The sequence below is a fragment of the Legionella cardiaca genome (genome assembly GCF_029026145.1).
Lineage (GTDB): Bacteria > Pseudomonadota > Gammaproteobacteria > Legionellales > Legionellaceae > Tatlockia > Tatlockia cardiaca.
On the sequence record NZ_CP119078.1, the window covers coordinates 328,736 to 342,125 of the forward strand.

Sequence of the window (13,390 nt, forward strand, 5' to 3'; positions counted from 1 at the left end):
AATGTTTGGATGTTATTTTGGCTTTTAATGGACCATAAAAAAAACTTCATAAAAAACAATAAATATCTGCAAAAAAACAAATAGTCATGTCTATTTTTTTGCTAATTTCATTAACACAGCTAATTCTGATTACAAATTTCCTCATCTTTGCCTCCTTGCCGTGTTTTAGTGTGGCATCTAAATAAGAACCGAGATTCCGCCTGCGGAGCGTTTAAATATCCTGGTGGTAATATTGGCTTAATCTAAAAAGTATAAAATTAAATCAGACAGACATTCTTTTCATTTTAAATGACAATGAGGAGGTTGTATGAAAGCCAAGAATGAACTTCAAGATAAAGTAATTGCAAAAACAAAATGGGGTAATCGTTATGGCGTGGCTGCAATTATTTTAGGTGAGCCTTGTGGATATCCTTTAGGAGTTATAAAAGATAGATCCTCTAAAGCTGTCATTGATCTCAACGTTTTATTTTTAAAAAATGGAAAGGATGAAGGTTCTGATCTTGGTTTTATTGATTTTGTGTTTGATCACAAGACGGGTTTTATTGGCATAACATTTAGTAAAAATTTCAATCCCTTTGGTCATGACGGCATTGCCGATGCGTTACTATCTCCTGGATGGACAGGGAGTGATCCAAGACGCGCTGCAATTGTCGGTGGTCGAATCGCATTTTTAAATGGTATGTTTTTCAGTACGGAATGGAGCGGCCATTACGGCGATCTGTGGAATGAAAGTATAATTGGCCAATTTCAAAGTACCTTTTATTGGACAACAAAACAGCCTATTCAGCACATTAAATGGAAAGATGATGCTCCTGCAGAAGCCCCGGCGGAAGGGGAGATTGTACCTCATCAGGCTGCGGAGAAACTTAGTGCGCGTCTGTTAGTATCCTGTGGGATATTTGCTGTCAATAATCGTACCACCGCAGATGGTGTGAAGGCTAACACGCCTTTGAGCCAGAAGCTTTCTGAGACTGTTGCTTCCTATTTGCCATCTGGTGGAAAGTTTGCTGCTAATAATGGTGCTACTGCGGAGAGGGTTAATGCTGACACTCCTTTAGGCGATGATCTTTCAGAGGTAGTGGTTTCCTATCTGCCAAAAACAAGATAGATTGAAAGAAATGCAATCGTGAGTGAGATACTAGGCCATGCTCACGGCTGCAACTTTTACTAATGCTTGAGCCAAGGGAAACAAAGGCAATCCTTGAATAGTACTTTCACTTCCCTGAATTTCTGTAAATAACCATTTGCCTAATCCTTCAAAATGATAAGCGCCGCAGCTGTGATAAGGCTGTTCCTGCTTTAAATAAGCATCGATGGTACTATCGTTTAACTCTCGCATTGTTAGCGTGGCGATATCATGATTTTCCCAAAGGATATGTCCCTCTTTAGCAATGCAATAGGCAGACAGTTGCTGATGAGTTTTACCACTTAGAAGCCGAAGATGCATCATCGCTGTCTCATGAGTCAATGGCTTATCAAGGTATTTATTACCGATAATACAAAGTTGGTCAGCAGCAATGACAAAATGGGAAGGAAAGCGGTTACTGACGTCTAATGCCTTGCTGCGTGCTAGCGTACTCGCTAAGGCTAGCATGCTGGATAGCGGGCTTAAATTTTTTTTAATAGCGTCCTCATTACAGTTGGCGGGAACTATCTCAAACTTTAAACCTAAAGATGCGAGAAGGTTTATACGAATTGGTGACGCAGAGGCCAAAATAAGAGGATGCTGTGTGAGAAATTTAGACATAAGTTGCTACCGAAGCCATAAGCAGAAAGCCAATAATTACAAAACTAAAATCACGTAAATTACAGCAACGCTCCACCATTACACAGCGCTCCAGACCATGCAGCGTGCCTAAATAAAGAAATGTGCCCGCAGAGGCGGAGATTAAAATGGGATCGAACAATGAATTGGTTTCTACACCGTGACCGAAATACCAGCCAATAAAAATACCTAAAGGAGTCATTAAGCAGAAACTTAGAAAAAATGCCAGACTCTGTTTACGGCTTAAGGAGCTTTTATTCAGTTGTATGGCGATGGCAAAACTTTCAGCCCATTTATGGGTGATAATTGCCAGGAACAACATAATAATCATGGAGTTGCTATGATTAAACCCCAAAGCTGCTCCAAGCATTATCGAATGCACTGAAAGCATGCACCAGGCGAGTATAGCGAACGCTGGATGGCTGGCATCATGATGGTGATATAATTCTTTGCCTAAATGTTCAAACCATAGAAAGATTAAAAATACAGCACCAGTAATAATGAATGCGAACGGGTAATGATAACCCATTTCATGAAACATCAAGCTGGACTCTGGCAACATATGTAGCAATGCAGCCCCTAAGAAAACGCCTGTTGCTAACGTTTCACCGATAGGGAAATCAATATGGCCATCACCGGCGATTTTTTTCTTAAATGGATACCATCCAGCCAAAACAATCACGATAAAAAGAATGATGGCAAAAATTATTTTCAAAGTGGCCGTAGCCATACATTCATCCCCTTATGAAGCTTTTATTACATTAATGGGTTGCCCATTGAGAAAGTGAATAATATTTTCACATACTGTATTTAGCAAGCGTTTTCGTGCAGCAAGGGATGCCCAAGCAACATGAGGAGTAATCACACAGTTGTCCAAACCAATTAAAGGATTATCAAAACCAGGGGGCTCTTGACTAAGAACATCCAGATAAGCAGCACGAATTTGTTTAGTTTTTAATGCATCTGCTAAAGCTGCTTCATCGACTAAAGCCCCCCGACCTGTATTGATGAGAATACTGGTGGGCTTCATTTGTTTGAGTGTATTGGTGTTGATAATATTTTTAGTGGTGTCATTGAGAGGGCAGTGCAAACTTAATACGTCACTTTGTTGCAATAATTCCGTAAAACTTACCCAAGTTGCCAGGCTGTCATTAAACGGGGTGGGTTTATGAGCAATAATTTTCATTCCCAACGTGCTTGCGATAAGAGCAACCTTTTGTGCTACTTGACCATAGCCCATTAAGCCTAAAGTCATCCCAGACAGTTCTATAATGGGATGTAGCCAATATGCAAAATAGGGACTAGTTTGCCATTCACCTTTTTGAATCGATTGATTATGAGCTTCTACCTGATTAGTGTGGGTAAGCAATAGGGCGAGCACATGTTGGGCAACACTATCGGTACTATAGTTCGGAACATTGGTAACAATAATATTATGCTTTGTTGCAGCTTTGACATCAATATTATCGACACCAGTAGCTGTTTCCCCGATATAACGCAAACGAGGGAGTTTACTAAAATGTTGTTCAGTAAATTTTACTTTATTTGTAATGACGATGTCCGCATCATGTGCGTGTTCAATAACCAGTTCAGCAGGCGTTTTATCATAAAGTTTAACATCGCCCAATTCATAAAGTTTTGCCAGAGACAAGCCATCATTAATTAAAGGTTTGGAATCTAAAACGACAATATTAGTTTTTTTCATGATTAGTCATTTCCTGCTGACTGAATAAACGTACTTGGGTAATATCTTTTTGTGCACTTAAGTCCTTAGTAATACGCTCAGATAAAGATTGCCAGTTTGTTTGTTCCTGGTTAAAGATTAAATCGATAGTCATTTTGCCATCAAGATAATGAAGGGTCCAACTCGAAAGAGAAGGATAATCTTTCTTCCAGGTGCTTAGTAGTTGTTTTTGCAATGTTTCGCGACTTGGCAAGTGCAGAGAGGGACAAGTAATTTCATCATCTTCAGGGTCGACATGAACAGTTACATCCTTTACCCGTTTGAGTTTGTTAAGCAACGCCCTATGAACATGCTGGGCGATATAATGTCCTTCCGAGACTGAGATATAGGGAGAGACAAGGATATGTACATCTATCAGAATATCACCTCCCATGAGGCGACTGCGCAGTTGATGAATTCGCTCCACACCATGTACAGCTTGAATAGTCTCTTCTATTTGCTTTAGAGTCTCAAAGTCAACAGCTGTATCAATTAATTCTTTCACACTATCCCAGCCATAACTAAGCCCCATTTTTATAATCATGAGGGATACGATAATGGCAGCTACTGCATCAAGATAAATAAAGCCTAGTAGCGTACCAATAAGGCCCAGAGAAACCACAATTGACGAGGCGGCATCAGAACGATGATGCCAGGCATTTGCAATCACTAAAGAGGATTGAATGCGCTTGCCAACCCGGTGAGTCCAATGAAATAAAATCTCATTCGCCAAAATAGAAAGAAGGGCAATAGGAAGGGCAATCCAACCTGGTTTATCATGCGTTTTATGAATTATCTCATCGAGAGAATCCCAGGCAATCCCTGCTCCTGCGAGAATGAGTAGTAACGCAAGAAGAAGGGTAGCTGCAGTTTCAATACGCTGATGTCCATAAGGATGAGACTCATCAGCATCCTGGCTTCCATATTTGGAAGCAAACAAGACCATTATATCCGTAATAAGATCAGAAAATGAATGAATGCCATCAGCAACCAACGCGTGGGAATGATAAAAAATTCCGCCGATTAGTTTGATAAAACCCAGGAGTGCATTAATTAAAGCGCCTAGAAGAGTAATTTTTTTGGCTTGCTGATAACGTTCATGTTGTGTCATTCCTTGTCCTTTATTAACTCTAATGTGATATGAATTTCTTCATCCATTTCTTTACATTCAATAAGCTTATGGCCATTAATTCGACACCAACAGGGAAGATCATGTTGGGAGCCAGGATCCGTGGCAATGACAGTTAATGTATCACCATGTTTTAATTTTTTCGCCATATTTTGTGTTTTAATCACTGGCATCGGACACAGAAGGCGACGCGCATCTAAATTATAATGGGCCATATTATTTCTCACAAATACCAGTTTTGGGGAATTTCTTCAGCACGTAAGGGTTGTACAGTTAATGCTTCTGTTTGTCCATCTAAGTGAAATAAATCGACAGTAACAGTTGCTTCATCACGGCCAGAACAAAAACGCCCTGCAATACGCGCACAAGTAATAAAATCCTCAGGCTCTGGTTGTCCTTCAATTAAAATCATAGGTCCACGATGATCACGAATCTGCATATGGGTAAATTGCTTGCGATAACCTGTCAAAAAATTACTTTCCGCTTCATCTCGAGCAATGATCATTTTGTAATGTGACATGGGGCGGATATGTCTGCCTGCTTTCAAAAGAATAATATCTTCGAGATCATAATCCCGTGTATCGCGATGTTCCCACATATCGCGTAAGCGGCGAGTATAATTTTCATCTGTTAAGACGCAACACCCGCCCGCAGGTTGAGCAAACTCTTCAATATCCATCGCTGCCGCAAGACCTAATTGGGGTTTGCGGTTACGTCCTTTAAAATCTAACAGCGCATCACGATTAACCCATCCTTCTCTTTCGGGTAGTGTAGGTGGTAATAATTTGGCACATAAAGGACGTAACAAGCGATCTTCGGCTCCTGATTTTTCTGCAATTAAGGGCATTGTTGCACTACGTTGGGATTTGGGACGTTGACCAATGACCTCACCCGTAATAATAAAATCAAAGTTATTTTCTAACATCCATTGATAGGCTTCCTTAACCATAAAGATTTTACAATCTAAACAGGGATTAACATTTTTACCATAACCGTGTTTAGGATTAAGCAAAATTTCTTTGTAAGGTTCAACAATGTCAATAATATGAAGTTGAATACCGAGTTGCTCGGCAACCCAAAGCGCATCGTTACGCGGGGGCTTTTCACTCTTTCGATTCCGAATGGCTGAAGTATGACCTGAATGGCAAAAACCAGTATAGAAATTTATTCCTTCGACATGAATTCCTTGTTCTTGAATAACTTTAACAGCAAGCATGGAATCCAGCCCGCCAGAAATGAGCGCCACGGCTTTACGTTTTGACATGAGAAAACCTGATAATAAAATGACCAATATTTTAACCTTTCCTGGCTGTGGGTCAAGTTAAGGAATTAAAACATCGCTAACTTTTGGAAAACTTGTTAGATAAGTAAGATCATTGGTGTTACCTGACATTTTTGTTCCTTGATGTTAGGCGAATGGTAAGCTCTAAAACCCATTGATATGGGCTTTATTTTCAAAGGATTTTTTATCCTGTACACAGAATTATCCACAGATTTTGTGGATAATTACAAAAGCAGAAAAAGCCACAGATAATAGCAAAAAATCAAGTGTGGCAAGACTTATATTAGAGTTTTTGGAAAAAACAATCGTTTAGGAGCGGAAGAAGACGGAAAATTATCCACAGTTTTTAAGAGGGTGTGCAGAGAAACTAGCCAAGCTATCTTAGCAAAGAAAAAATGAAAAAACAGTCTTGACTTGCGATATTTTAAAATTTTTTTAGAAGGAGGTAGTAAATGGGGTTAACTTTGAAAAAATTGCTCAAAATTTCCTAACCAGCGCTTAGCAATGGCTTGGGCCAAAAGTGGCTGCTCAATGATTAATTTTTTGGCAATCGCTGCCACTAAGGGCAAAAGAGCCTGGTCACGTTGTAAGTCAGCTATTTTAAACTGTCGATACCCTGTTTGACGGGTACCTAATACTTCTCCAGCGCCCCGTAATTGTAAGTCTTTTTCGGCAATGACAAAGCCATCCGTAGTGGAACGCATCACGCGTAAGCGTTCAGCGCCCAATTGCGACAGAGGAGCTTGATAAAGTAATAAACAATGTGATTGTGTGCTGCCGCGACCAACTCTGCCGCGTAATTGATGTAATTGCGATAAACCTAAGCGTTCTGCGTTTTCAATGATCATAAGGCTGGCATTCGGGACATCAACACCCACTTCAATCACTGTTGTGGCTACTAAAAGATCAAGTTCGCCTTCTTTAAATGCCAGCATTGTTGCTTCTTTCTCTATGGACTTCATGCGACCATGGACTAAACCCACGCGGATATTTGGCAATTGTGCTTGCAGATTTTGAGCTGTTGCGGTGGCCGCCATACATTGCAGTTTCTCAGACTCTTCAATCAAGGTGCAAACCCAATAAGCCTGACGGCCATTAGTTATTGCCGCCTGCAAGCGCTCAATAATGGGCTCTCTTTTTTCTTGACTAACTACAGCGGTTGTTACAGGAGTGCGACCAGGAGGTAATTCATCAATGATTGATAAATCAAGATGAGCAAATTGCGTCATGGCCAAGGTTCTTGGAATAGGAGTTGCAGTCATTAACAGTTGATGTGGGACAGAAGTTGCCTGCTGTCCTTTTTGCTGTAATAACAAGCGTTGTTCGACCCCAAAACGATGTTGCTCATCAATAATAATTAAGCCAAGCTTCGCAAACTGGACTTCCTCTTGAAATAAGGCATGTGTACCTACTAATAAATGGCATTCACCCTTATTAAGCATTGCTAATGTCTCTTTCCGCTCAGAAAGCTTCATTTTTCCGCTAAGTCGACAACAAGTTAAGCCTAAAGGGGAAAGCCAGGATTGGAGTGTTGTTGCATGTTGCTCACTCAATAATTCAGTAGGAGCCATGAGAGCTACCTGGTAGCCGCTGGCAATTGCTTGCAAGGTGGCTAGCGCTGCTACCACGGTTTTTCCCGAGCCTACGTCACCTTGCACAAGGCGAAGCATAGGTTTTGCTTGAGTTAAATCAGCGGCAATTTCATCACTGACGCGTTGCTGGGCAATAGTTAAAGAAAAAGGTAGCCGCTTTAGAAAAGCTTGTCGTAACTCGTTAGCGGGAGGAAAGACAGGGGCTGATAGCATTTCGCGATGGTGCCTGGCAAATTGTAGACTTAAACGCTGTGCCAGTAATTCATCAAAAGCAAGCCGCTTAAAAGCGGGATGATTGCCTTCTTCAAGGGCGACTAATGACGTGTCTGGCGGTGGATTATGCAGCAGCTCAATTGCCGTTGGTAAAGGATAAAAATGATGCGTTGCTATTTCCTGAGGATTCATCCATTCCAGGGTGTGCAAATGCTCGCGATAACTGGCTAAGGCAATTTTAACCAGTTGGCGTAAACGGGTTTGGCTAAGGCCTTGAGTTGAGGGATAAATTGGTGTTAGTGTTTCGTCAACGACACAATCTTCTTCATTCGCCAGAAGTTGGTATTCAGGATGAATCATTTCCAATGAATTGGAAAATTCACGTACTTCACCAAAGGCACGTATTATAACACTTTCATTAAGTCCTTTAATTTGCTGTTTATTGAAATGAAAAAAACGTAACTTCAAGAGGCCTGTTTTGTCCTCAATATAACAATAAAGCATCATCCGCTTGCCATACTTAACTTCTGTTTTACATACTCTGCCTGCAACGACACACCAGTCGTTAGGGCGTAAATCACAAATAGGCGTGATACGTGTCCTGTCTTGATAACGATAGGGAAGATGAAATAAAAGATCAGCAACGGTATTAATACCGCATTTACTTAATTTAGCTGCTAATGTCGGGCCAACGCCTGCTAAAATTTCACAAGATTGTTGTAACACAGTATGATTTATTTTAAAAAAAAATCATAATAACAGAAAATAGCTTACTGTTGACTTGCCATGGCTAAAAACATAGAAAATAAGGGTGGAAATCCAATAATAAGTTTTACGGCGGGCTTGATTTTAGTATCGCTCATTGGCTATTTGCTTTATGCAGGGCGCAGTTTACTCATTCCACTGGTGATTGCCATCTTTATTTGGCATTTACTTAATACTATTCATAATGCTGTGCAGCGCATGCCATTTGTTGGCCGACGCTTGCCAAACTGGCTTAGCATGGTTTTGGCACTACTCGTTGTCGCTCTTCTGGTAAAAATTTTAATTGATATTATTACCAATAACGTGAATGACGTAATTGAAGCTTCTTCGCGCTATCAAGAGAATTTAACCAATATTCTTAATAATATGGATAAGCGTTTCCACGTTAAGACTTTGGCCAATGTTGATAATTTTTTACAAGATTTAAGTGTGCAGCGAATTTTAGTAAATATTTATGGTGTATTTACGACAATCACTGGATCTGCTGTACTTATCGCTCTCTATGTGGTCTTTCTTTTTGTTGAGCAGCATTTCTTTAGACAAAAACTCAATGCTTTAATTTCGCAAAAAGGGCATCGACAGCTAGTGAATAATATCATCACGCACATTGTTAAAGATACCCAAACCTATTTGGGATTAAAAACATTACTTAGTATTACGACAGCAATGGCCAGTTGGATTATCATGAAAGCAGTAGGATTAGATTTTGCTGAATTTTGGGCCTTATTAATCTTCTTCCTAAATTTTATTCCTAATATTGGCGCTATCCTCGCAACAGCATTTCCCATGTTATTGGCTTTAATTCAATTTCAGAGTTGGGTCCCTTTTGTCATTATTACCTCGGGAATTGTGGCGATACAATTTATCGTTGGTAATTTGGTTGAGCCCCGTTTTCTTGGTAAATCGCTCAATTTAAGTGCGTTGGTCATTCTTATTGCTTTGGCATTGTGGGGAGCAATATGGGGGATTTTGGGAATGTTTTTATCAGTGCCGATTACGGTGATGATGATGATTATTTTTGCTCATTTTGATGCGACGCGTCCCATAGCGATTATGTTATCGCAAGACGGTTACATCAAGAAAGCTTATGAAACATTGTAGACGGAAATGACAATTCGCTTTATTGGGATGCCCCTCTTAAATCAATATCCCATACATCGACTACTGTGCCTTGGCTGACAATATAAAATTTATCAAATAAATTAATGGTCGGATCACAGTGAGGGACGATTAGCTCAAGTACTTCACCGTTGACTGGTAGTTTATTTCCTTGCGGACAAGTGACTTTGCCATGCTCATCGCCAAAACCTCCCCAGTCATAGATAAGATTGGCATGACTTATTATTTGTGGGCGTAGCTTATCGACATAAATCGATTTTGTTCCTGCATCAACGGTGACATGTTCTTGTCGATTATTACTAATCACGGTTGTCAGCAGGGTCATTGCGTGTTGAAAGGTATGGAAATGTTGCTTATTTTCCTTTGAACCAATGGCTGCATACTCTACATCCATGACAGTGTAAGAGCCAGGTTGGATTTCAGTGACTTCTGAGGCTTCCGTATCAATATCATAAGTGCCCGTACCACTGCCTGTTAAGATATCACAAGGTAAATCATGTTGACGAAACAATTTGACTAATTCGCTGGCGGTTTCCATCGTCTTTAATGAAATATTCTTTCGTTCTTCATAAGACCCAATATGTTGTAGATTACCGGCATAACATTGCAATCCTGCAAGCTTTAACCATTGGGAGCGTTGAACTTCTGTCGCGAGATTTAAGGCAAGATGAGGTTTGATACCTGTTCGGCCCAGGCCGGGGTCAATGTCAATTAATACGTTAATAGGTTGATGATGGAGTTGGCCTGCTTGTTCAAGATCCATAAGATTTTGCTGATTATCGATAACAATCAAGGTGTCGGGAGCTTTCTGCAGGCAATTCATCAAACGTTCTATCTTATAAGAAGTGACAATTGGAGAGGTGATTAGGACGCCAGAAATTCCTTGCTTAATAAGCATTTCTGCTTCTGAAATTTTGGCAGCACTGATGCCAATAGCACCATATTCCAGCTGGAGTTTTGCTAATGTTGTACATTTATGCGTTTTGCAATGGGGTCTAATATTAATCTTGTTCTGCAATCCATGTTGCTGCATGCGTTTTAAATTGTTGATAAGTTTTTCCTTATCAATAACCAGACAAGGTGTATCTAATTCTAATTTATTCTTCCCAATAAATTGCTTTGACATTCTGGATTTTCCCAAAAGTTAAATTTTAAGAAAAGCATATAGCAATGCGGATGTGAGTGGAAGGAGATAAATGATGTACTAAGATTATGTCAAGATCTCGCTCATTTGAAGGTTGTTTGATGTCATGGTGATTAGGAAATCGCGAGTTTTTTTTGCTATTAATTTTTCTGAAAAAATACAACAAATCCTAAAGGAAATATTAGTAACGCTACAGCGCAGTACTTTAGCAAAGAACGTACGCTGGACACCTTGGTATAACCTGCATATTACTCTAGGTTTCCTGGGAAATATTCAAGTTGAGCATATCTCACAATTGATTGCAAATGCTCGAAAGGAGTTAAGTCATAGTCATTCTTTTGCTTTACGATTGGAAAGATTACAATGGTTTCCCAACGCGAAAAGACCGCGCATTATTTCAGTAGAAGCAGGCCCTTCTGCTGCGCTTAACGAAATTGCACATTGTATTCGCCAGGCTATTATAATTACCAACTATCCTGCAGAAATGCGGGCTTATCGTGGACACCTTACGCTTGGTCGTTTGCGCACAACTCATTTCGAAAAGAATCTATTTGAACAAATTCAACTACCGATTATTCCTGAAATAATAATTACGCAAATTGATTTATTAGAAAGCAAGCCTGGTAAGGAAGTTCCTTGTTATATTCCTTTAGCGCATTTTAATTTAAAATAGCAAAAACAGGAGGAATTATGACTGTAAAAACCACAAAGTATGAATATCATCATATGGGAATTCCTACCACTATTCCCAGGGAAGGCGAAAGATATAGCTCTACATTTAAAATGTATACCAGTGGTGGGGAAAATAGTGAATACCGCATTCAATATCATCGTTTTGAACCAGATTCACCACTCCATCCATTGATTAAAACAATGCCTCATATTGGATTTAAAGTTGATAATTTAGAAGAGGCAATTAAAGGAAAAGAAGTCATTCTGGGGCCTTATGAACCCTTTTCAGGATATAAAGTTGCTATGATTGCTGAAAGTGGGGTGCCGGTTGAGTTCGTTGAAACAACGCTGAGTGAAGAGGAAATATGGTATAGCGACCATAAAAATTCTGTTATCTATCCAGAAGAATAGCAGTATCTATTGAGAAAATAATAATATTTTATCACTCCCAGGTGTCGCTCCATTTTTCCAGCCTTAATCTTCTGAAATAGAGTCTGCCTACCCAGGAATGACAAAAAATAAAGTCAACTTTTTAAAAATTAATCATTTCAGATGTGGCTTTGATGAAGCAAAAAAGCGTAATCAAGGTAAAGTAAATGTTAAAAAATGATAATTTTCCTATCATCCCATATTGTACTTGGATAACGCTAAAAATTATACAATGACGTATTGTGAAAGGTGAAAAAAATTATTGAAATTTGGTTAATTATTATTGCTAGTGTTCTTATTAAATACTAATCTTTATTTGTGAGTCCAACAATGATTTAGGACAGCCATGAACCACCATTATACTGCGAAAATTTACTCAACAGATGAGGAAATAGCACAAAAATTGGGCAATGATATTGAAGAATTATATCTATGGATGTTGACCTATGATAATGGAGGTTGTGGGACTCATGGAGAAATTATTGATAATATAACCCAAGAAATTGTTAGAAAATTTAAAAAAAGTCCAATCGAATAACAATTTCTTGAAATTATAGGCAAGCACTCCCTGCGTCTCGATAACCTGCTTCAATACGCTTTTGGATACTTTTGCGTGAAAAATCGAAGGGTGCTGCTACGCTTTCAGGATCTTCATTTTCAATATAAATAATATTCTGAATATATTTGTAATTTATTAACCGTTTATAGCCGGGTAATTTTTTTATAGCACTATTTTCGGGTATTAATTTTTCAATTTCATTGATTACTTCAATGTAATCATTCACCTTCGCAGTTAGTTCTAGATTGAAGCGAATTTTATTGGAGAAAATAATCTCAAAAACCCGATCAAATACTTCAATCATATTGGTTGGTATTTTTCCGCGACATGGGAAGAGATTAACGACAATAATTTGTTTCTCCACAGCAGGATTAGGATTAAGTCGCTCCAGCACAGGCGAAAGAGGAGTATTTTCAAATAATCCACCATCCCAAAAATTTTTATTTCCTATCGTTGTCATGGGAAAGCCTGGCGGTAAGCTGCCACTGGCTAATACATGTAATGGCGTAATTTCTGTGCGATTTTTCCCTTTGTTTTCAAAGATTTTGATTTCGCCTGTTTCAATATCCGTAGCGGTTAAAATTAAATGAATGGGGGAATTATTTATTTTTTCAAAATCGATATACTTCAACAACAATTGTTGCAGAGGCTGTGTAAAATAAAAGCTTGTCCAGTAAGGCAAGGCCCAATAGTCAGTGCGCAAATTAAAAAAAGAATCATTACCAAAAAGAGCGAGATAAGATTCAATATTTTCGCTAAGTGGTGTTGAGAATAATGTAAATTCGTCCCACATCGCCTCCAATGTCTTAATGGGATCATTTTTGGCACCGATAAGCGCTACTGCATTAATTGCCCCAATAGAGACACCGGCAACAATATTAGGAGAAAATTTTTCTTGTTCATATAAGCGCTTTAATACACCTAATTCATAAGCCCCAAGAGCGCCGCCACCTTGTAAAACTATCCCTGTCTGTTTCATCATGCATCCTGGTTTTTCG

At 39.2% G+C, this 13,390-nt stretch carries 14 protein-coding genes; 5 read left to right on the plus strand and 9 right to left on the minus strand.

Annotated elements, in window-relative coordinates:
• Positions 1-307 precede the first annotated feature (307 nt).
• Positions 308-1,108, plus strand: coding sequence for a polymorphic toxin type 43 domain-containing protein (locus PXX05_RS01500; RefSeq protein ID WP_275089284.1), 801 nt, complete (start codon positions 308-310; stop codon positions 1,106-1,108).
• A gap of 30 nt (positions 1,109-1,138) precedes the next feature.
• Here PXX05_RS01500 and PXX05_RS01505 read toward each other — a convergent pair whose 3' ends face one another.
• From PXX05_RS01505 to recG, 7 genes are all read right to left on the minus strand, one after another.
• Positions 1,139-1,747, minus strand: coding sequence for a Maf family protein (locus tag PXX05_RS01505; protein ID WP_275089285.1), 609 nt, complete (start codon positions 1,745-1,747; stop codon positions 1,139-1,141).
• Entirely contained in the window at positions 1,740-2,495 is a 756-nt protein-coding gene (locus PXX05_RS01510; protein WP_275089286.1) for a ZIP family metal transporter, read from the minus strand. Before PXX05_RS01510 ends, PXX05_RS01505 begins: the two co-directional genes overlap by 8 nt.
• 12 nt (positions 2,496-2,507) lie before the next feature.
• Positions 2,508-3,470, minus strand: a complete 963-nt coding sequence (locus PXX05_RS01515; RefSeq protein WP_275089287.1) for a D-2-hydroxyacid dehydrogenase — start codon at positions 3,468-3,470, stop codon at positions 2,508-2,510.
• The gene (locus PXX05_RS01520; protein WP_275089288.1) at positions 3,457-4,599 is read right to left on the minus strand and encodes a cation diffusion facilitator family transporter; all 1,143 of its coding nucleotides are present in this window, start codon (positions 4,597-4,599) and stop codon (positions 3,457-3,459) included. Before PXX05_RS01520 ends, PXX05_RS01515 begins: the two co-directional genes overlap by 14 nt.
• Positions 4,596-4,832, minus strand: coding sequence for a sulfurtransferase TusA family protein (locus PXX05_RS01525; protein ID WP_275089289.1), 237 nt, complete (start codon positions 4,830-4,832; stop codon positions 4,596-4,598). Before PXX05_RS01525 ends, PXX05_RS01520 begins: the two co-directional genes overlap by 4 nt.
• A gap of 8 nt (positions 4,833-4,840) precedes the next feature.
• A complete protein-coding gene (locus PXX05_RS01530; protein WP_275089290.1) occupies positions 4,841-5,881 on the minus strand; it encodes a tRNA (5-methylaminomethyl-2-thiouridylate)-methyltransferase in 1,041 nt (346 codons plus the stop codon).
• 476 nt (positions 5,882-6,357) lie between these two features.
• Positions 6,358-8,430, minus strand: coding sequence for an ATP-dependent DNA helicase RecG (gene recG, locus PXX05_RS01535; RefSeq protein ID WP_275089291.1), 2,073 nt, complete (start codon positions 8,428-8,430; stop codon positions 6,358-6,360).
• A 60-nt stretch (positions 8,431-8,490) separates the two neighbouring features.
• Here recG and PXX05_RS01540 point away from each other — a divergent pair, with 60 nt between their 5' ends.
• A complete protein-coding gene (locus PXX05_RS01540; RefSeq protein WP_275089292.1) occupies positions 8,491-9,570 on the plus strand; it encodes an AI-2E family transporter in 1,080 nt (359 codons plus the stop codon).
• A 19-nt stretch (positions 9,571-9,589) separates the two neighbouring features.
• On the opposite strand, the gene PXX05_RS01545 is transcribed toward PXX05_RS01540, so the two are convergent.
• Positions 9,590-10,714, minus strand: coding sequence for a DSD1 family PLP-dependent enzyme (locus PXX05_RS01545; RefSeq protein ID WP_275089293.1), 1,125 nt, complete (start codon positions 10,712-10,714; stop codon positions 9,590-9,592).
• Between the two features lie 124 nt (positions 10,715-10,838).
• Between PXX05_RS01545 and thpR the strand changes: the two genes are divergently transcribed.
• The 3 genes from thpR (at position 10,839) to PXX05_RS01560 (ending at position 12,371) form a co-directional block, all read left to right on the plus strand.
• Positions 10,839-11,405 carry an RNA 2',3'-cyclic phosphodiesterase gene (gene thpR, locus PXX05_RS01550; RefSeq protein WP_275089294.1) on the plus strand — a complete coding sequence of 189 codons (567 nt, stop codon included), beginning with the start codon at positions 10,839-10,841 and terminating at the stop codon, positions 11,403-11,405.
• Positions 11,406-11,422: 17 nt separating this feature from the next.
• Positions 11,423-11,815, plus strand: a complete 393-nt coding sequence (locus PXX05_RS01555) for a VOC family protein (RefSeq protein ID WP_275089295.1) — start codon at positions 11,423-11,425, stop codon at positions 11,813-11,815.
• A gap of 364 nt (positions 11,816-12,179) precedes the next feature.
• Positions 12,180-12,371, plus strand: a complete 192-nt coding sequence (locus PXX05_RS01560) for a hypothetical protein (RefSeq protein ID WP_275089296.1) — start codon at positions 12,180-12,182, stop codon at positions 12,369-12,371.
• Between the two features lie 13 nt (positions 12,372-12,384).
• Here the strand turns inward: PXX05_RS01560 and PXX05_RS01565 are convergent, their stop codons facing one another.
• Entirely contained in the window at positions 12,385-13,371 is a 987-nt protein-coding gene (locus PXX05_RS01565) for a patatin-like phospholipase family protein (protein ID WP_275090443.1), read from the minus strand.
• Positions 13,372-13,390 lie beyond the last annotated feature (19 nt).

Excerpts from the sequence above, each read along its gene's own strand:
- PXX05_RS01500 (WP_275089284.1), top strand. The coding sequence starts at position 308 with ATGAAAGCCAAGAATGAACTTCAAGATAAAGTAATTGCAAAAACAAAA.
- PXX05_RS01505 (WP_275089285.1), bottom strand. The coding sequence starts at position 1,747 with ATGTCTAAATTTCTCACACAGCATCCTCTTATTTTGGCCTCTGCGTCA.
- PXX05_RS01510 (WP_275089286.1), bottom strand. The coding sequence starts at position 2,495 with ATGGCTACGGCCACTTTGAAAATAATTTTTGCCATCATTCTTTTTATC.
- PXX05_RS01515 (WP_275089287.1), bottom strand. The coding sequence starts at position 3,470 with ATGAAAAAAACTAATATTGTCGTTTTAGATTCCAAACCTTTAATTAAT.
- PXX05_RS01520 (WP_275089288.1), bottom strand. The coding sequence starts at position 4,599 with ATGACACAACATGAACGTTATCAGCAAGCCAAAAAAATTACTCTTCTA.
- PXX05_RS01525 (WP_275089289.1), bottom strand. The coding sequence starts at position 4,832 with ATGGCCCATTATAATTTAGATGCGCGTCGCCTTCTGTGTCCGATGCCA.
- PXX05_RS01530 (WP_275089290.1), bottom strand. The coding sequence starts at position 5,881 with ATGTCAAAACGTAAAGCCGTGGCGCTCATTTCTGGCGGGCTGGATTCC.
- PXX05_RS01540 (WP_275089292.1), top strand. The coding sequence starts at position 8,491 with ATGGCTAAAAACATAGAAAATAAGGGTGGAAATCCAATAATAAGTTTT.
- PXX05_RS01545 (WP_275089293.1), bottom strand. The coding sequence starts at position 10,714 with ATGTCAAAGCAATTTATTGGGAAGAATAAATTAGAATTAGATACACCT.
- thpR (WP_275089294.1), top strand. The coding sequence starts at position 10,839 with ATGGTGATTAGGAAATCGCGAGTTTTTTTTGCTATTAATTTTTCTGAA.
- PXX05_RS01555 (WP_275089295.1), top strand. The coding sequence starts at position 11,423 with ATGACTGTAAAAACCACAAAGTATGAATATCATCATATGGGAATTCCT.
- PXX05_RS01560 (WP_275089296.1), top strand. The coding sequence starts at position 12,180 with ATGAACCACCATTATACTGCGAAAATTTACTCAACAGATGAGGAAATA.
- PXX05_RS01565 (WP_275090443.1), bottom strand. The coding sequence starts at position 13,371 with ATGAAACAGACAGGGATAGTTTTACAAGGTGGCGGCGCTCTTGGGGCT.